The sequence below is a fragment of the Rhizobium sp. A37_96 genome (genome assembly GCF_053521765.1).
This window is the reverse complement of record NZ_JBNWDS010000002.1, coordinates 939,005-954,856: the sequence shown is the minus strand read 5'-3', so window position 1 is coordinate 954,856 and position 15,852 is coordinate 939,005. Positions and strand designations below refer to the sequence as shown.

18 protein-coding genes are annotated in these 15,852 nt (G+C 61.5%); 6 read left to right on the top strand and 12 right to left on the bottom strand.

Annotation, left to right across the window (positions count from 1 at the left end; all coding sequences use genetic code 11):
- Positions 1 to 136: 136 nt before the first annotated feature.
- The 9 genes from ACQZ6J_RS11140 to ACQZ6J_RS11100 all read right to left on the bottom strand — a co-directional run bounded on the left by ACQZ6J_RS11140 (position 137) and on the right by ACQZ6J_RS11100 (position 8,233).
- The gene (locus ACQZ6J_RS11140) at positions 137 to 613 is read right to left on the bottom strand and encodes a cytochrome c-type biogenesis protein (RefSeq protein ID WP_449084172.1); all 477 of its coding nucleotides are present in this window, start codon (positions 611 to 613) and stop codon (positions 137 to 139) included.
- Between the two features lie 23 nt (positions 614 to 636).
- Positions 637 to 2,625 (bottom strand): heme lyase CcmF/NrfE family subunit, encoded by a 1,989-nt coding sequence (locus tag ACQZ6J_RS11135; RefSeq protein ID WP_449084002.1) that lies wholly within the window; start codon positions 2,623 to 2,625, stop codon positions 637 to 639.
- Positions 2,622 to 3,071 carry a cytochrome c maturation protein CcmE gene (gene ccmE, locus ACQZ6J_RS11130; protein WP_163991414.1) on the bottom strand — a complete coding sequence of 150 codons (450 nt, stop codon included), beginning with the start codon at positions 3,069 to 3,071 and terminating at the stop codon, positions 2,622 to 2,624. Before ccmE ends, ACQZ6J_RS11135 begins: the two co-directional genes overlap by 4 nt.
- Positions 3,068 to 4,210 carry a c-type cytochrome biogenesis protein CcmI gene (gene ccmI / locus ACQZ6J_RS11125; protein ID WP_449084000.1) on the bottom strand — a complete coding sequence of 381 codons (1,143 nt, stop codon included), beginning with the start codon at positions 4,208 to 4,210 and terminating at the stop codon, positions 3,068 to 3,070. Before ccmI ends, ccmE begins: the two co-directional genes overlap by 4 nt.
- 177 nt (positions 4,211 to 4,387) lie before the next feature.
- The gene (locus ACQZ6J_RS11120) at positions 4,388 to 4,819 is read right to left on the bottom strand and encodes a hypothetical protein (protein ID WP_163991418.1); all 432 of its coding nucleotides are present in this window, start codon (positions 4,817 to 4,819) and stop codon (positions 4,388 to 4,390) included.
- Between the two features lie 91 nt (positions 4,820 to 4,910).
- On the bottom strand, positions 4,911 to 6,308 hold the full coding sequence (locus ACQZ6J_RS11115; protein ID WP_163991420.1) for an ATP-binding protein: 1,398 nt from the start codon (positions 6,306 to 6,308) through the stop codon (positions 4,911 to 4,913).
- Positions 6,298 to 6,969: a response regulator transcription factor gene (locus ACQZ6J_RS11110; RefSeq protein ID WP_047627335.1), complete on the bottom strand. Its 672-nt coding sequence runs from the start codon at positions 6,967 to 6,969 to the stop codon at positions 6,298 to 6,300. The genes ACQZ6J_RS11115 and ACQZ6J_RS11110 overlap by 11 nt, the downstream gene beginning before the upstream one ends.
- A gap of 137 nt (positions 6,970 to 7,106) precedes the next feature.
- Positions 7,107 to 7,361 carry a hypothetical protein gene (locus ACQZ6J_RS11105; protein ID WP_163991422.1) on the bottom strand — a complete coding sequence of 85 codons (255 nt, stop codon included), beginning with the start codon at positions 7,359 to 7,361 and terminating at the stop codon, positions 7,107 to 7,109.
- Positions 7,362 to 7,924: 563 nt separating this feature from the next.
- The gene (locus ACQZ6J_RS11100; RefSeq protein WP_163991424.1) at positions 7,925 to 8,233 is read right to left on the bottom strand and encodes a Dabb family protein; all 309 of its coding nucleotides are present in this window, start codon (positions 8,231 to 8,233) and stop codon (positions 7,925 to 7,927) included.
- 154 nt (positions 8,234 to 8,387) lie between these two features.
- On the opposite strand from ACQZ6J_RS11100, the gene ACQZ6J_RS11095 reads away from it, so the two are divergent.
- Positions 8,388 to 8,717, top strand: a complete 330-nt coding sequence (locus tag ACQZ6J_RS11095; RefSeq protein WP_449084171.1) for an MmcQ/YjbR family DNA-binding protein — start codon at positions 8,388 to 8,390, stop codon at positions 8,715 to 8,717.
- Here ACQZ6J_RS11095 and ACQZ6J_RS11090 read toward each other — a convergent pair.
- Entirely contained in the window at positions 8,695 to 9,183 is a 489-nt protein-coding gene (locus tag ACQZ6J_RS11090) for a YcgN family cysteine cluster protein (protein ID WP_449083996.1), read from the bottom strand. The genes ACQZ6J_RS11095 and ACQZ6J_RS11090 overlap by 23 nt on opposite strands.
- A 169-nt stretch (positions 9,184 to 9,352) precedes the next feature.
- On the opposite strand from ACQZ6J_RS11090, the gene ACQZ6J_RS11085 reads away from it, so the two are divergent.
- The 3 genes from ACQZ6J_RS11085 to ACQZ6J_RS11075 all read left to right on the top strand — a co-directional run bounded on the left by ACQZ6J_RS11085 (position 9,353) and on the right by ACQZ6J_RS11075 (position 12,943).
- Positions 9,353 to 11,548: a transglycosylase domain-containing protein gene (locus ACQZ6J_RS11085; RefSeq protein ID WP_449083994.1), complete on the top strand. Its 2,196-nt coding sequence runs from the start codon at positions 9,353 to 9,355 to the stop codon at positions 11,546 to 11,548.
- 266 nt (positions 11,549 to 11,814) lie between these two features.
- Positions 11,815 to 12,402, top strand: a complete 588-nt coding sequence (locus tag ACQZ6J_RS11080; RefSeq protein WP_449083992.1) for a DUF1214 domain-containing protein — start codon at positions 11,815 to 11,817, stop codon at positions 12,400 to 12,402.
- Positions 12,395 to 12,943: a DUF1254 domain-containing protein gene (locus ACQZ6J_RS11075; protein WP_449083990.1), complete on the top strand. Its 549-nt coding sequence runs from the start codon at positions 12,395 to 12,397 to the stop codon at positions 12,941 to 12,943. Before ACQZ6J_RS11080 ends, ACQZ6J_RS11075 begins: the two co-directional genes overlap by 8 nt.
- A 141-nt stretch (positions 12,944 to 13,084) precedes the next feature.
- On the opposite strand, the gene ACQZ6J_RS11070 is transcribed toward ACQZ6J_RS11075, so the two are convergent.
- Positions 13,085 to 13,252: a hypothetical protein gene (locus tag ACQZ6J_RS11070; RefSeq protein ID WP_204326785.1), complete on the bottom strand. Its 168-nt coding sequence runs from the start codon at positions 13,250 to 13,252 to the stop codon at positions 13,085 to 13,087.
- Positions 13,253 to 13,773: 521 nt separating this feature from the next.
- Here ACQZ6J_RS11070 and ACQZ6J_RS11065 point away from each other — a divergent pair.
- Positions 13,774 to 13,980, top strand: coding sequence for a hypothetical protein (locus tag ACQZ6J_RS11065; protein ID WP_163991432.1), 207 nt, complete (start codon positions 13,774 to 13,776; stop codon positions 13,978 to 13,980).
- Positions 13,981 to 14,434: 454 nt separating this feature from the next.
- A complete protein-coding gene (locus ACQZ6J_RS11060) occupies positions 14,435 to 15,442 on the top strand; it encodes a DUF2336 domain-containing protein (protein ID WP_449083988.1) in 1,008 nt (335 codons plus the stop codon).
- 7 nt (positions 15,443 to 15,449) lie between these two features.
- Here the strand turns inward: ACQZ6J_RS11060 and ACQZ6J_RS11055 are convergent, their stop codons facing one another.
- On the bottom strand, positions 15,450 to 15,809 hold the full coding sequence (locus ACQZ6J_RS11055) for a DUF1491 family protein (protein WP_163991436.1): 360 nt from the start codon (positions 15,807 to 15,809) through the stop codon (positions 15,450 to 15,452).
- Positions 15,810 to 15,852 lie beyond the last annotated feature (43 nt).

The window sequence follows — 15,852 nt, the reverse complement described above, 5'->3', positions numbered from 1 at the left end:
TGTGCCGGGGGAACCGGCTATGGTGCGTCATGATAAAGATATAGGGCACGACACCTTACAGCGAACTGTCCGCCCCATGAAAAATTCGTAATGTAAGGAAATGATTGCAGCGGCGTGAAGGAAAATGACGGCCGCGTCACTTTTCCAGGATCTCGTTCAATTGCGCCTCTTCTTCGGCGCTGAGGGGCTTGCCGGTGGGCTTGCCGGCACGGCGGCGCGCGTAGACGGCAAGCGCCAATCCCCCGACCACGAAGAGCGCGACCGGAGCGCCCCAGAGTATGAGCGTCTTTTCACTGAAGCGCGGCTTCAGCAGGACAAATTCGCCATAGCGGGAGACGATGTAATCCAGCACCTGCTGATCGGTGTCGCCGTCGGTGAGGCGCGTGCGCACGAGCAGGCGCAGGTCGCGGGCAAGATCGGCATTGGAATCGTCGATGGACTGGTTCTGGCAGACCATGCAGCGCAGTTCGGCGGAGATCGTGCGCGCCCGCGCTTCCAGGGCCGGATCGGACAGAACCTCGTCCGGATTGACGGCGAAGGCGGATAGCGGCGCCAGCAGCGCGACAAGGCAGAGGCAGAGACGCGTGAAGCCGCCCAGGCGCCTTGCCGCCATGTCAAGAGATTTGAGCCGCCTGCTCATTCGGCCGGCTCCATCGCCGGGCGAACCGGCTTTGCCTTGCGGCTTGGCGCGCCAACGCGCAGGCGACGGTCGCTGAGCGACACGAAGCCGCCGATCGCCATGACGAGCGCGCCCATCCAGATGCAGAGAATGAAGGGCTTCCACCAGATGCGAACGACCATGCCGCCATCCTTGCTGGCATCACCGATCGACACATAAAGCTGGCTGAGACCGAGCGTGAGAATGCCGGCTTCGGTGGTTCCCGTCCGGCTCGCGGTGAAGACGCGTTTGGAAGACGACACTTCGCTGAAGGCGACCCCGCCGCGGCTCACGGTGAAATGGGCACGATCCTCGGTGAAATTGGGGCCGACACCCGGCTGCATACCGTCGAAGCGAAGGCTATAGCCGCCAAGCTCCGCCGTCTCTCCCGGTTTCATGCTGGTGATGTTCTCGCCCTCGAATGTGGTCACCGCAATAATGCCGAGCACGGTGATGCCCAGGCCCGCATGGGCCAGCGCCGTGCCGAAGGCGGAACGCGGCAACCCACTCAGGCGGCGCCAGGCAACGTTCAGCGCCACCTTGCCGATGCCGGCGCGATACCAGAGATCGGCCACCGCGCCAAAAATCAAGAAGAAGCCGGCAGCAAGGCCGAGTATGGCGAGCACCGGACCGCCATGCCTGACGTAAAAGAGGACCAGACCGGCGATAAAGGCAAGCCCCGCCACGACGTAGAGCCGTTGCAAGGCGCCGAGCAAGTCACCCCGCTTCCAGGCGAGCAGCGGGCCGAACGGCACGGCAAGGAGGATCGGCGTCATCAGCAAGCCGAACGTCATGTTGAAGAAGGGCGGGCCGACGGAAATCTTGTCGCCGGTGAGCGTTTCGAGCGCCAGCGGATAGAGCGTGCCGGTCAAAACCGTACCGCAGGCGACCGTGAGGATCAGGTTGTTCAGCACCAGCGCGCCCTCGCGCGAGATCGGCGCGAACAATCCACCGGCGGCAAGCTTGGGCGCACGCAGGGCGAACAGCGTCAACGCTCCGCCGATAAAGATCAGAAGAATGCAGAGAATGAAGATGCCGCGCGTCGGATCGCTGGCAAAGGAATGCACCGAGGTGAGCACGCCGGAGCGGACAAGGAAGGTGCCGAGCAGCGACAGGGAGAAGGTCAGGATCGCCAGCAGCACCGTCCAGATCTTCAGGGCGTCGCGCTTTTCCATGACGAGCGCCGAATGAAGCAGCGCCGTGCCGGCAAGCCACGGCATGAAGGAGGCGTTTTCCACCGGATCCCAGAACCACCAGCCGCCCCAGCCGAGCTCGTAATAGGCCCAGTAGGAGCCCATGGCGATGCCAAGCGTCAGGAAGCTCCAGGCGGCCAGCGTCCATGGACGGACCCACCGCGCCCAGGCGGCATCGATGCGGCCTTCCAGAAGTGCGGCGACGGCGAAAGAGAAACAGACGGAGAAGCCGACGTAGCCCAGGTAGAGCAAGGGCGGATGGATCGCCAGGCCAATATCCTGCAGGACGGGATTGAGGTCCTTGCCCTCGGCCGGGGCCGGGTCGAGGCGGATGAAGGGGTTGGAGGTCAGCAGGATGAAGACCAGGAAGGCCGAGGAGATCCAGGACTGCACGGCAAGCACATTGGCGCGCAGCACATCGGGCAGATTGCGCCCGAACAGCGCGACGAGCGCGCTGAACAGCACCAGGATCAGCAGCCAGAGCATCATCGATCCCTCGTGATTGCCCCAGACGCCAGAAATCTTGAAGATCAGCGGCATCAGCGAATGGGAATTGGCCCAGACGTTCAGTACGGAAAAATCGGAGGCGACATAGGCATAGGTCAGGACGCCGAAGGAAAAAGCGACGAGCAGGAACATCACGATCGCGCCGACCGGGGCAATATCCATCATCGACACGTCGCCGCGGCGCGCGCCGACGACAGGCAGAATGGAGACGATGAGCGCAGTCGCGAGCGCCAGCACCAGGGCATAATGTCCGAGCTCGATGATCATTGGGTGGCCTCCTCGCCCTTCCACACGCCATCGGCCTTCAGCTTGTCGGCGACCTGCTTCGGCATGTAGCGCTCATCATGCTTGGCCAGCACGCTGTCGGCAACGAAAACATCGCTGCCCGGTTCGAACTTGCCTTCGGTCACCACGCCCTGCCCCTCGCGGAAGAGATCGGGCAGAATACCGTCGAACCTCACCTTGATCGTATCGGTGCCGTCGGTGACCGAGAACTGAACCTGCGTGCCCTGACCGCGCACGACGGACCCTTGGCCGACAAGGCCGCCGAGACGGATCAGCGTACCGGCATTGACCGGGGTCTTGGCGAGATCGGCCGGCATGTAGAAATAGGCGACCGATTGGCTGAAGGCGAACAGCACGAGCAACACGGCGGCGGCGATAAAACCCATGCCGCCGGCGATCACGGCCAGACGTTTCTGCTTGCGGGTCATTGCTGCGTCACCTCCGTCGGCAGTCCCAATTCCTTCGCCAGCGCCAGAAGCTGCTGGCCCTGCCCTCCATCGGCCGGAAAAGCCGCAAGGCCGCGCTTCAGCGCATCCACGGCCCGATCCCTGTCGTTCAGCACGGCATAGGAGCGGATCAGCCGCATCCAGCCTTCGAAATTGTTCGGATCTTCCTTGAGCTTGGCATCGAGGCTATCGACCATGCCGCGGATCATCTGCTGACGATCGCCGCTGCTCAGCGCATTGGCTGCCGCCACGTCCTGCGCAGTCGGATTGCCCGGTGCGTTCACATTCGCGGATGCCATCGGCTGGCCGCCATTCTTGACGATGTGTTCGTCGACGGCGGCGAGCCAGGGGGCATCCGGCGGCGACTGTTTCGCAAGGGCCTCGAAAGCGGTCTTCGCATCGGCTGCCTTGCCCTCCTGTTCCAGCGCCAGCGCCAGATAGAAAAGCGTGCGCGGATTGGCGGCGTCGAGCGCCAGCGATTGCTGCAGCACGCTGCGCGCCTCCGCGGTCACCACGCCATCGGCCTTGACGACAAGGACTTCGCCCAGATCGCCAAGGCGTGCCGCGTTCGGCCCCAGCAGGCGGATGACATTGCGGTAGGCAAGCTCGGCATCGCCGACACGGTTGGTCTTGAAATAGATCGGCGCCAGGACCTCCCAGCCCTTGGCATCATCCGGGTTCTTCGCCAGATGCTGCTCGATCTTGACGATCGAGATGGCGAGATCGTTTCCGGGTTTTTCCAGCCGGGCGTCCAGCGGCTGCGCCGGCAGGCCGGGATCGCCGTTCGCAAGATAGAGACAGAGCCCCACGGCCGGAAGGATGACGATGATAAAGGCCTGGGCGAGACGATAACTGCTGCCCGCGGACGACTTCGCTTCCGCCTTCTCGTCCTTGGCGACGGCGATCAGACGCCGGCCGATTTCGGCGCGGGCGTAGCCGGCCTCCTGCGCGGAGATCAGGCCGCCGGCAAGATCGCGATCCAGTTCGCGCAGCTGGTCACGATAGACTTCGGCCTCACCGGAACGACAGTCACCCGCCTCCTTTGCGCCACGCAGAAGAGGATAGAGCAATACAGCGCCGACAACCGCCGTGAGAACGGCCACGAGAATCCAGAACAGCATACACGCCCAATACTTTAACGGGGCGCTTATTCCAACCGGGAAAGGCCTTCTGACGAAGATTTGAGGCGTTTGGCCGCGCTTTGCGGCGCAAAGGCCGATAGCGATTGCCTGCCCGACCGAAGCAGGAGACCGCCAAAGGCCGCTGTTGCCGCGCAATTCCCCTTTCGAGGAAAGGCCCTAGTTCAGCGGCGTCCAGGTGCCGTCGTCATTGCGACAGGCCGCGCCCCTTGCCGTCGTCGGCTTGTCGTCGACGGTGATGGTATGGGTGTATTGCCGGCAGTTCTGGGAACCGACCTGATAGGGTGCGGCAGCGATGACCTCACCACTTGCATCCCTGCCCTTCCAGGCGACGGGCTGGCCGAGCGGCGAGCTTTCAAGCGCCCGGTACTCCGCTTCCAGTGCGCGCTGCTTGTCGCTATCGCTGAGCTTGATACCGGTGCGCCCGACGATACCACCTTCGAGTGCGTCGATGAAGGTCGCGGAAGCCGGCGGCTTTGAAGACGGAAGCAAACTCGTGCCGCTGCCCTTGCCGCCCGTTGTGGAACAACCAGAAAGCGCAACCGCGACAGAAAGAGAGGAGGCGATCAAGAAAAAGGTACGAAGCTTCATACAACCGAACCAGTATCAAAAAGCAAAACCATAGGTACTGCGCTGCGGCATCATCATGACCCACAACGCCTTTTTGGCATCATGCCGTTCCTCACGCAACATCCTTCGTCAGGCCCGGCAAAATTAGGCTCGCGCGAAGCCCGCCCCAGTCACCCCGGGAGAGTTCCAAACGGCCCTGATATTCATTGGTAATCTCGCTGACGATCGACAGGCCGAGCCCGGTGCCAGGCTTGCTCTCGTCCAGCCTGCGTCCTCGTTTCATGGCTTCGCGGATCTGATCCGGCTCCAGGCCCGGGCCATCGTCTTCAACCACCAGTTCCACCCAATGGCGCCGGGCCGGATCGATGCCCTTGATTTCTGACGGCGCCTCGTTTGCAACCACGCGCACCTTGTGCTCGGCAAAGCGGGCGGCATTTTCGAGCAGGTTGCCGACCGTCTCCTCCAGATCCTGCTGCTCCATGGCGAGCGCCAGATTGGGCGAGACGGAAAGCTCGAATTCCTTGTCGGCGTTCAGCCGCCGCATGACGCGGACAAGCCGTTCCAGCGCCGGTTCGGCCTCGGTGCGCGCCAATACGGATTCGCGCTGCGCGGCGATGCGGGCACGATTGAGGTAGGATTGCACCTGTCCCTGCATGGCTTCGGCCTGGTTCTTCACCAGATCGCCATGCGAGCGCTCCAGCACGCGGGATTCGTTGAGCAGCACGGCGATCGGCGTTTTCAGGGAATGGGCGAGGTTGCCGACCTGCATGCGGGCGCGCTCGACAATACGCCGATTGCTTTCGATCAGCGCGTTGACCTCATTGGCAAGCGGCAGGATTTCGCGCGGGAAATCGCCCTGCAGGCGCTCGCTCTCGCCGGCGCGGATGCGCTCCAGCGCGGCGCGAGCCTTGTCGAGCGGCTTAAGGCCATAGAGAATGGCGAGCGCATTGACGATGAGGCTGCCGACACCGAAGCCGACGAGCGCGAAATAGAGACTGTGCGAGAAATTACGCACATCGTCCTCGACCACGGCGACATTGCCGGTGACCCGAAAGCGCGCGGCGCGGCCATCCGTATCGAGCACGACCTCGGTTTCGGCCACCTGCACGCGATTTCCGAAGGCGTCGGTGACGATGTAATAGCGCTCGTAGCTCTTGTCGAAGGGCGCTTCCAGCACGGACAGCACCGGCAGGTTCGAAGCGCCGAGCGAGGGAGAGACCAGCGGCGTCGCCGTATAGGTGCCGAGCGGCTCGACCATCCAGTACCAACCGGTCTTCGGCTGCGCAAAGCGCAGGTCGCCGAGCTGCGGGCTGCCCGATAGCGCCCCCTGATCGCCGATCGTCACGGAGTTGATGACGTTGTAGAGCTGGGCGCGCAGCAGGTCCTGAAAGCCGCGCTCCGCGCTTTTGCGGTAGATATTGGAGATGACCAGGCCGATCACCACCAGCGCCACGGCGGACCAGAGCGTGGTCAACAGCAGGACGCGAGCGGTAAGTGACTTAATTCGCATTGGTCGGCGCTTGGATGCGATAGCCGAGACCGCGGACCGTCTCGATCAGATCGACGCCCATCTTCTTGCGCAGGCGACCGACGAAGACCTCGATCGTATTGGAATCGCGATCGAAATCCTGATCGTACATGTGCTCGACCAGCTCGGTGCGCGAGACGACCTCGCCCTTGTGATGCATGAGATAGGCAAGCAGCCGATATTCGTGAGAGGTGAGCTTGAGCGGCTTTCCATCCACCGTCGCCTTCGAGCTCTTGGTATCGAGCCGCACCGGACCGCAGACGATTTCCGAGGAGGCGTGGCCGGCGGCACGGCGGATCAACGCGCGGATGCGGGCGAGCACTTCCTCGACATGGAAAGGCTTGGCAACGTAATCGTCGGCGCCGGCATCGATACCGGCGACCTTGTCGCTCCAGCGGTCACGGGCGGTCAGGATCAGCACCGGCACGGCCCGACCGGCGCCACGCCATTTCTCGAGCACGGTAATGCCATCCATCTCCGGCAGGCCGATATCCAGGATGATCGCGTCATAGGGTTCGGTATCGCCGAGAAAATGGCCTTCCTCACCGTCAAAGGCCGTATCGACCACATAGCCCGCCTCTTTCAAGGCTTCGGCAAGCTGGCGATTCAAGTTGATATCGTCTTCGACTATGAGAATGCGCATGTCTGGATCCAATGTCCCCGGTTCGAAAAACAGTACTGTAAATCGCGCTACAGTGGAATCACGGAAGCAATAAGATTTCCGGTGAGATTCAAAGCTTTAGATGGTCCATTGCATCTTTGCGCCCGAAATGCGCCGCGTCACATCGGCACCTTCATCGTTACCTTGCGCGGGCGCTGCCCGTTACCCTGCACGAGGACGGTGATGATGCAGCTGTCGCCGGACGGTTGCGCCGAAAGAAGCTGCCCGCCAGTTTTGGCAACGACCTCCTCGGCGGCCTCACTGCAATCGCTGTTGGCCCGAGCGACCAGGGTCGACATCGGCGCTGGCGCCGGCAGAACAGCCGAGCCGGCCAGGACAAGGGCCGCCGCTGCTATGCTTGAAAATGAGGCCATGCTTCAGACTTCCCACAGGGACATTAACTTGGGCGATTATTTACCCAAACACGTCTGAATGGCAAATGAATGGGCTGTAATTTTCGGCCCTCAGGTCGGGCAAGGCCTTCAAACCACAGTCTAACCATTTGAAATTATTGTACCGAGAGACGCCAGATCGCGGAAAAGGCAACCAGCCGGCGTTCCCTTGCCCGGCTTGGATACAATCTATCGGCGATACGCAGGAAGCAGCTGATTTCGAATGCATGGCCCATGCCGGGAGCTTCAGGCTTAGCCATTTTTAATCATTCCCGGTTATCATCGCCCCATGAGCGCCACGTAAGCAGTCGCGCCGCCGTGAGCAGATGCAACCGGCCTTCCCGTGCTTTACCGAGGTAAAGCGCAAGGATTTCCTTGAGTCCTTTGAAACGCTTGGAGCCATTTCTTCGAGAGTTGAGTCCGGGTCTTCAAAGGTTGATTCAAGAACCTCCGGCAAAGAATCTAGGCGGCGACAATCCGATTCCGCCCGAAGCCTCAACCCGTTGAAATGGCTGGCGAGAGGCCGGGCGGTGCGGCCTTCACGCTCAGATCGGCTCGCGGACGGCGGCTTTGGTCTCGTAGTCGGCAGCGATCCGCATTTCGCGCAACGGACGCACCCGCTCGATGGAGCGCTGATAGTTGGGATGAGCCTTGTAGGCGGCCAGCGCCGCCTCGTCGTCGAATTCGCCGTACACAACCAGATCGACGTCGGTTCCGAGCTGATCGGTCTTCACGTTCGCGCCGATCTCCAGCAACCGCGCATGTGGAATGGCCGTCAGAATCGAGAGGCCGGAGCGAACCTCCTCAAGGTTGGCGCGATCAGGAACGGTGAAGAAGACGATATGGCGGATCACGCGGCGGCTCCTTGTTCATATGCGGAAGCATGGCGCGATATCATGCACGCAGGTTCAATTCAATGAACGGACCGCTCCCTTGCGGGGCCGTTTCGTCGCAGGCCATGCGCGCCTCCATTACCGTGTGGCTATGGAGCGTGATATTATCGCCGCCATGACGGACGAGGAACTCGTGACCATTGCCCTCGGCCTGCCGGAAGCGACGGAGGGCTCTCATTTCGGAACCCGCGACTTTCGCGTGCGGGGCAAGATCTTTATGACCCTTCCGGGTTTGGATTTCTGCGTCGTCAAGCTGACACCCGATCAGCAGCAGATGGCATTGGCGACCATGCCTGGCCACGTTGCGGCCGTGCCGGGCGGCTGGGGCCTCAAGGGCTCTACACGGCTTTTTCATCACGCTGCCGCTCCGGACGCGATCGAGACGCTGGTGCGAAGGGCATGGCGAAACGCGGCGCCGAAATCTATGGCTTTGCCGGAGGATTAGGCTCCATGTCGTCTTCGACCGTCAGCGGCCAATCGACGACGTAGTCCTCGAAATCGTCAAGATCGACGTCGTTTTCGCTGACCGTGCGCCCGCGGGCGGAAACACGGGCGATATGCACCGTTTCCGGATCGCCCGAGATCAACGGATGCCACCAGTAGAGATCGCGGCCATCATTGACGAGGCGGTAGGCGCAAGTGGGCGGCAGCCACTCCAGTTCCGACACCTTCTCCGGCGTCAGCTGAACGCAGTCCGGCACGAAATCCCAGCGGTTCGGATAGCTCGTGCAACGACAGCTCTCGCCATCCATCAGCTTGCAGCGGATCGAGGTGAAATAGACATCGCCGCTATCCCACTCCTCCAGCTTGTTGAGACAACAGAGACCACAGCCGTCGCAAAGGCTTTCCCACTCGGACGGGCTCATTTCCGTCAGGGCCTTGCTTTTCCAGAAAGGTATCTCGTCTGTCATCATCGTCGTCCTCGCCACCCGACGGAAGGGGGAATTCGGGCTGCGGCATGCATGTCTCTTGTTCTTTTCTCTAAATCAACCAATTATTCAATTCGCCGTTCTATGAGATAATGGGCTTTGCGTGTGCCACAAGCAAACACGCAGCAATATTGTGGTCGGGAAGTAGAGCGTGGAAGACCCATCCAATCCAGAAAACGGGCCGAAAGCGGAGCCCGAGACGCGGAAGGACAGCGGGGCCGAAAAGCCGCGGCGGCGGAAACGCTATTTCTTCCTGCGCCTTGATTCATGGATCGACTCCACCCTCTGGAACGCCGGTTTCCGTCTTGCCGAAGCCTGGGAAGACATCACCATTTTCTTTCGCCGCTTCCGTGTGCGCGGCTGGAAACGCATCGTTTTCGAACTGCTCGGCGAAGGCCTGACGCTGGGTGCCGCCGGCTCCGTCGTCATGCTGATGCTCGCCATGCCGGCCTTCGAGGCGACGCAGGGCGACTGGCGCAATCGCGGCAACTTCGCCGTCACCTTCCTTGACCGCTATGGCAACGTCATCGGCCATCGCGGCATCATTCACGAGAATTCCGTGCCGGTCGACCAGTTGCCGGATTATTTCATCAAGGCCGTGCTTGCGACCGAGGACCGGCGCTTCTTCGATCATTTCGGCATCGACGTCATCGGCCTGTTCCGCGCCGTGACCGTCAATGCGCAGGCGGGCGGGGTCGTCCAGGGCGGCTCGACGCTGACGCAGCAGCTCGCCAAGAACATCTTCCTCAGCAACGAGCGCTCCATCGACCGCAAGATCAAGGAAGCCTTCCTGGCGATCTGGCTCGAAGCCAATCTCTCCAAGAAGGAAATCCTGAGCCTCTATCTCGACCGCACCTATATGGGCGGCGGCACGTTCGGCGCGGCGGCGGCCGCCCAATTCTACTTCGGCAAGAGCATTACCGACGTCAACCTGGCCGAGGCGGCCATGCTGGCCGGCCTCTTCAAGGCGCCGGCGAAATATGCCCCGCATGTCAACCTGCCGGCGGCGCGCGCCCGCGCCAACGACGTGCTGTCCAATCTCGTCCAAAGCGGCCTGATGACCGAGGGCCAGGTGATTGCCGCGCGGCGCAACCCCGCCTCCGTGGTCGATCGCGCCCAGATCGAATCTCCCGACTATTTCCTCGATTGGGCCTTCGATGAGGTCCAGCGGCTCGCCGTGAAGTTCCCCGAGCGCTCGCTGATCGTGCGCACCACCATCGACATGGGATTGCAGAAGGCAGCCGAGGATTCCGTCCAGTCCAGCCTGATGGAATTCGGCGAGCGCTACCACGCCAAGCAGGGCGCGAGCGTCATCATCGAAAACGGCGGCGCCGTGCGCGCCATGGTCGGTGGCAGCGATTACGGCGAAAGCCAGTTCAACCGCGCCACCAAGGCGCTGCGCCAGCCGGGCTCGTCGTTCAAGATCTATACCTATTCCGTGGCGATGGAGAACGGCATGACGCCGACGTCCACCATCGTCGACGCGCCGATCACCTGGGGCAACTGGAGCCCGCACAATTACGAGAACCGCTACGAAGGCAAGGTGACGCTGACGCAGGCGATCGCGCAGTCGATCAACACGGTGCCGGTGCGTCTCGCCAAGGAGAAGTTCGGCATCCAGCCGATCCGCGACATGGCCAAGGCCCTGGGCGTGGAGACCCCGATCCGCAACGACAAGACCATTCCAATCGGCACGTCGGAAGTGACGGTGCTCGACCAGGCTACGGCCTACGCCGTCTTTCCGGCCGACGGCATGCAGTCGCGGCGGCACGGCATCGATCAGATCACCAGCTACGGCGGCAAGGTGCTCTACGATTTCAATCGCGACGAGCCGGCCGCCAAGCGGGTTCTCAGCGAAAAAGCCACCTCCTACATGAACCAGATGCTGACGCAGGTTCCCGTGATCGGCACCGGCCGCAAGGCCGCGCTCGACAACGGCATCGTGATCGGCGGCAAGACCGGCACCACGCAGGCCTATCGCGACGCCTGGTTCATCGGCTTTACCGGCAACTACACCTGCGCCGTCTGGTTCGGCAACGACGACTACACGTCCACGAACAACATGACGGGCGGCACGCTCCCCGCCATGACCTTCAAGAAGATCATGGATTATGCGCATCAGGGCGTCGTGCTGAAGCCAATACCGGGCATCAGCAACCCATTCCCGGTGCAGAAGCCGCAAGCCGTCGCGGCCAAGAAGCCGGCGGATGCAGCCAATGGCGGGCTGCCGCCGCTCGTGCGTCCGCGCTCGCTCTCGGTCGATTCCACGAATATCCTGCGTGATATCGGTGAACGGCTGAAAGCCGCGGCACCGCTCGGTGCGCAGAAGGTGGCGACGGCCGAATAGCGATCATCCCGGCAAGGAAGAAAACGGAGAGCGTATCGGCGCCCTCCGACCACTTTCCAACGACGATATCAGGCGATCCGCCGCGTCGTGTCCAAACCGGCCGAGAGGCCAACGAGGCGATGACGACGGGGGTTTCGACCGTGGAATGCCGTGCCCGGCCATCGATGACACTCTGTATGGAGGTCGCCTGAAAGCACCCTGCCCTTCCCCCTGTGGTCAGAATCAGGAATAAATCGATACTGATTTGTCACGAGGACGATCCCAGGGTGTTCCGAGTTCCCCTTCTTGTCGCGCTTTCGCTTCTCATCGCCTTTGGCGGCGGTATCGTGTTCACGCTCTTGGCGCTGGACGCGACCTCCGGCTTCGGCGCGATCAAGCTCGGCGCCTGGCAGGCTTTTCCGGAAATGCAGACGGCGGACGCGGATCCCTATGCGAAATCCCACAGGGCCCGTGCGGGACGGCTGCTCTACGGCACGGCGGAGGGGCTGGTATTCACCGCTTCCGACGACGATGCCGGCGCGCGCCTGACGGCAGGCTGCAGCTATCGCATCAGCGGCCAGACACCGCCGGCAAGGCTCTGGACCTTGTTCATCGCTGGCAATGACGGCCGGCCGATCGAAGGGCTCGCCGGGCGCCCTTCCACGATCAATTCGTGGGTTGTGCTGCGCAATCCGGACTCGAGCTTCAGCATTACGGTTTCACCCAATGCTCAGGCGGGCAACTGGCTCGCCTTGCCTTCCTCCGGTAATTTTCGCCTGGTCTGGACACTGCTGGATTCGCCGGCGGCCAGCAATTCCGGCCTGATCGATCTCAGTATGCCGAAACTCGAAAAGATCGGGTGCGGCAATGTTTAGATTTGTTTTCGCAATCCTCACCGGCATATTCGGCGCAGCGCTGCTGCATATCGTCATTATATTGTCGCTGCCCCACTTTTCCGACCGCGACGCCTATACGCGGGTATCGGACGAAGGCGACGAGAACCATTTCTACATGCTCGACGACAAGGACGACGAGGCGGGGCTTTCCAACACCGATCCCTATATCCGCACCGCCGTCTGCGCGTTCGACATCGAGGACAAGCCCGTTCACCTGATCGCCAAGGGCAAGGTGCCGTTCTGGTCGCTCGCCGTCTACGATGCTGCGTCGAACGAAGTGTTCAGCATGAGCGATCGCACGTCGGTCGGCGGCGCGCTGGATCTGCTTCTCGCTTCCCCCGTCCAGCTGACGGGCATCCGCAAGGCCCTGCCGCCGGCCCTCGCCCAATCGATTCTGGTGGAAGTGCCGCGTGCCCAGGGCTACGCAGTGCTGCGCACGATGGCGCCTCAAACGAGCTTCGATGACGCCGCCCGAGAGTTTCTCACGGAAGCCGGCTGCGACGAATTTAACAATGACTGAAATCCGCCCCTGACATGGGCTGCCGCGAAAGCGGGACAAGGCATCCCCATAAGTCGCGACGGTGCGATAGGAAACCCGCCGGCTTGCCGCAGCAATCGGCGACTGCCGCCTCGGCGCGTATAGGGCCGCATATGACGGGCGCTATTTTCCCTTTGCCCGCTTCGATCCCGTTCCGGGACGATGGTCGGGCGTATCCAGGTGTTCATAGCGTACGCCGGTGAACAACAATATCTTTGCTTCCACCTGCTCCTTTCGGACGCGCGGCGGCATACGCAATCGCCAATCCGAAAGAGATATGATCTTTGCCATTCTCGTCTCCATCGACATCTCGAGACGGATGAACCTGCGACTTGATTTCACCCTGCCCGTCCCTGAAACGGGCTAGCGCTTCCCTCCATCCCAGCCCTGTTCTTTCGGCTGCAACAGAGGCATTTACGCCTTCTCACGGCATTTCCTGCACACCGTGGCATGGGCGCCGCTTCCGGCTTCCATGCTGTCATTACACTCGAACACATTCTGCCAATCGCTGCTTTCATCGGAATTCAGACATATCGCAGTTAACAGAATGCTAATTCTCGTCGCACCTCGTCCTTGGCATGAAGCTGTCATACTCTATTAACGCTGATGGAGCGGTTTTGGTTTCATCGGCCATGGAAAAATCGGCGAAAACAGTTTCGCCATGAAATCAAGCAATATCATATTCTTAGGTAAACAAATCACGCTGCGGGCGAATAGATCGAAAATGGCAGCGTTGCATAAAAGCGTCACGCAAATATTATTTGCGCTCACAAAAAATTAACGTATTGTGAGGCGCGAATCGAGGGCGATCAATGTTTGCAACGGGCAATTCTATCTTCTCTCCAGAGGATGTCATCGTCCTGCGCGACGCGCTGGACGAATGGTGCCAGGAGAAGCGGGTCGATATCAAAAGCGCCGAAGCCCAGTTCGCGGCAACGGCGGCGCTCGGTCTCTTTCAGTCCGGCTACAACACCTCGGAAAAGCTGCTTGCCGCCATGCGCGAGCACCGAGGCATCTGAGAGATTTCCGACCTCAGCAGAACGCCAGCCGATGCTGGAAGCACGCTTCCCGAGCGGGACGGCATGCCCTGCGGCTAACTTTTCAGCAAAACTCTCATAGGTTGAGTATCGATTTGGACGCGCGTCCGGGGAAAGGTTGTCCACAGGAGGCCTAGCCCATGAAACCAGGGCGGATGCGGCCAACATCCGCCTGATGTTCCCACGCAAGCTTAACGCGCAATTTTTATTCGGATTTTAATAAAGTTTTCACGAACCGTTAACTCTGACGGCCTTAGTCTCCTGGTGAAAGCCAGATAAGGACGACCGTGTCCAAACCCGTTTCGACAATCGCCGCCAGAGAAGCCCTCTCCAAACAAAGGGTCGTTCGGCACGACCCGAACGGGGGGCAGCGGGATCCATGGTCGACCATCCGGCTCCCTGCTTTTTTGTTCAGCGTATCAGTATGGGTGTTGGCGTGCGTGACCGGTTTCGAGACCTTGAAGAGCCTGCGACTGTCCGTAAGAAAGACGTGGTTCTGATGGCGACGATCACCAGCTTCGAAGGCATGGGACACCCATCCAGATCCGAACTCCGCCAGTTCGCCGAGCTTTTCACCCCCGTCTTCCAAGCGTCCTCGGAGGAGGCGAAGCGACAGGCGGTCGCTGCTCTTTCCCAATGCGCGACCGTGCCGCAAGCGGTTGCCCTCTTCATCGGCTGTCAGCCGATCGCCATCGCCGCTCCGTTCCTCACCAGCTCGCAAGCGATCGACGACGATACGCTCATCACCATTGCCCGCACGCAAGGGGCCGCTCATGCGCGGGCGATCGTCGGCCGGCCGGCACTCTCGCCCAAGGTCATCGACGCTCTCGTCGGCCTGCATCAGGCAGAGCCGGAACGCGGCATGACGGTGCAGGAAGAGCGGGCAGAAGCCGTATCGACGCTCGCCGAAACGGTGGAAACCGAACGGCTGTCGCGCGAAGAGGTCTTGCGCCAGCAGATCAAGCAGGCCGCCCGTCATCTGGCGCGCGACGACAAGGATCGGCTCGGCCTGCGCAGCCTCAGCGAAACGCAGGAAGCCCTGCTTGTTCGCTTCGCGCGCGAGCGCGACGCGATACAATTTGCAACGACGCTGGCCGACGCGCTTTCCTCCAGCTACTGGCTCGCCGAACGCATCCTGCTCGACACGTCGGGCCAGCAGCTCGCCGTCACGCTCGTCAGCCTCGGCATGAGCATTGCGGATGCCGTCTACTCGCTCGAGCGTTTCTATCCGCATCTGGCCGAACGGCACGGCAGCGTGAGCCGGGCGTGGCTGGTGCTGGACGGCATCGACGCCGAAGAGAGCCAGGCCCGCGTCGAGGCGTGGCGCCGCGCCGACAACTATACCTACCTGCCGCAGGAAAAAATTGCCCAGCGTCCGGCAACACCGCTGTTCGGCGCGAAATCGGGTTCCATCCGCGAATTGCGGGTGGCAAACCGGCGGTAAGGACGGCTCAATCCAGCGGATTGCCGCGCAAACCGGCTAAAGGGACGATATCGCCGATATCGTCCGTCTCCAGCTCGACGATCCACAAATCCGGATCGAATTTCAGTTCGCGGTCGAGGGTCGCGCGGATGTCCTGCGCGTCCTTGCGCTCGATCCGGATTTCGAAGAGCCGCATTCCGCTCTCCTCCTCGTCGAACAGGCTTTGCGGAGCGGGCCCATAAAGGGTTTCCAATCCGTCACGGAAACGCTGTCGGATGAAGATCGCGCCGGCGTGTTCCTCGCCTTTGCGCTCGACGGCGGCAAAATCGCCGCGGGCGAACAGGCGGCGGACAAGAGCGGAAACAAAGATGTCGCTGCGCAATCTCATATGCGAGCTATAGCGGCGCCCGACGGCCAAGGCAATTGAAGCC

What these genes read in the sequence shown, in the direction of transcription:
- ACQZ6J_RS11065 (WP_163991432.1), top strand. Translation starts at nt 13,774, where the DNA reads ATGTTTGCAACGGGCAATTCTATCTTCTCTCCAGAGGATGTCATCGTC.
- ACQZ6J_RS11140 (WP_449084172.1), bottom strand. Translation starts at nt 613, where the DNA reads ATGGCGGCAAGGCGCCTGGGCGGCTTCACGCGTCTCTGCCTCTGCCTT.
- ACQZ6J_RS11115 (WP_163991420.1), bottom strand. Translation starts at nt 6,308, where the DNA reads ATGCGAATTAAGTCACTTACCGCTCGCGTCCTGCTGTTGACCACGCTC.
- ACQZ6J_RS11090 (WP_449083996.1), bottom strand. Translation starts at nt 9,183, where the DNA reads ATGACAGACGAGATACCTTTCTGGAAAAGCAAGGCCCTGACGGAAATG.
- ACQZ6J_RS11095 (WP_449084171.1), top strand. Translation starts at nt 8,388, where the DNA reads ATGACGGACGAGGAACTCGTGACCATTGCCCTCGGCCTGCCGGAAGCG.
- ACQZ6J_RS11110 (WP_047627335.1), bottom strand. Translation starts at nt 6,969, where the DNA reads ATGCGCATTCTCATAGTCGAAGACGATATCAACTTGAATCGCCAGCTT.
- ccmE (WP_163991414.1), bottom strand. Translation starts at nt 3,071, where the DNA reads ATGACCCGCAAGCAGAAACGTCTGGCCGTGATCGCCGGCGGCATGGGT.
- ACQZ6J_RS11135 (WP_449084002.1), bottom strand. Translation starts at nt 2,625, where the DNA reads ATGATCATCGAGCTCGGACATTATGCCCTGGTGCTGGCGCTCGCGACT.
- ACQZ6J_RS11120 (WP_163991418.1), bottom strand. Translation starts at nt 4,819, where the DNA reads ATGAAGCTTCGTACCTTTTTCTTGATCGCCTCCTCTCTTTCTGTCGCG.
- ACQZ6J_RS11105 (WP_163991422.1), bottom strand. Translation starts at nt 7,361, where the DNA reads ATGGCCTCATTTTCAAGCATAGCAGCGGCGGCCCTTGTCCTGGCCGGC.
- ccmI (WP_449084000.1), bottom strand. Translation starts at nt 4,210, where the DNA reads ATGCTGTTCTGGATTCTCGTGGCCGTTCTCACGGCGGTTGTCGGCGCT.
- ACQZ6J_RS11055 (WP_163991436.1), bottom strand. Translation starts at nt 15,809, where the DNA reads ATGAGATTGCGCAGCGACATCTTTGTTTCCGCTCTTGTCCGCCGCCTG.
- ACQZ6J_RS11075 (WP_449083990.1), top strand. Translation starts at nt 12,395, where the DNA reads ATGTTTAGATTTGTTTTCGCAATCCTCACCGGCATATTCGGCGCAGCG.
- ACQZ6J_RS11070 (WP_204326785.1), bottom strand. Translation starts at nt 13,252, where the DNA reads ATGGCAAAGATCATATCTCTTTCGGATTGGCGATTGCGTATGCCGCCG.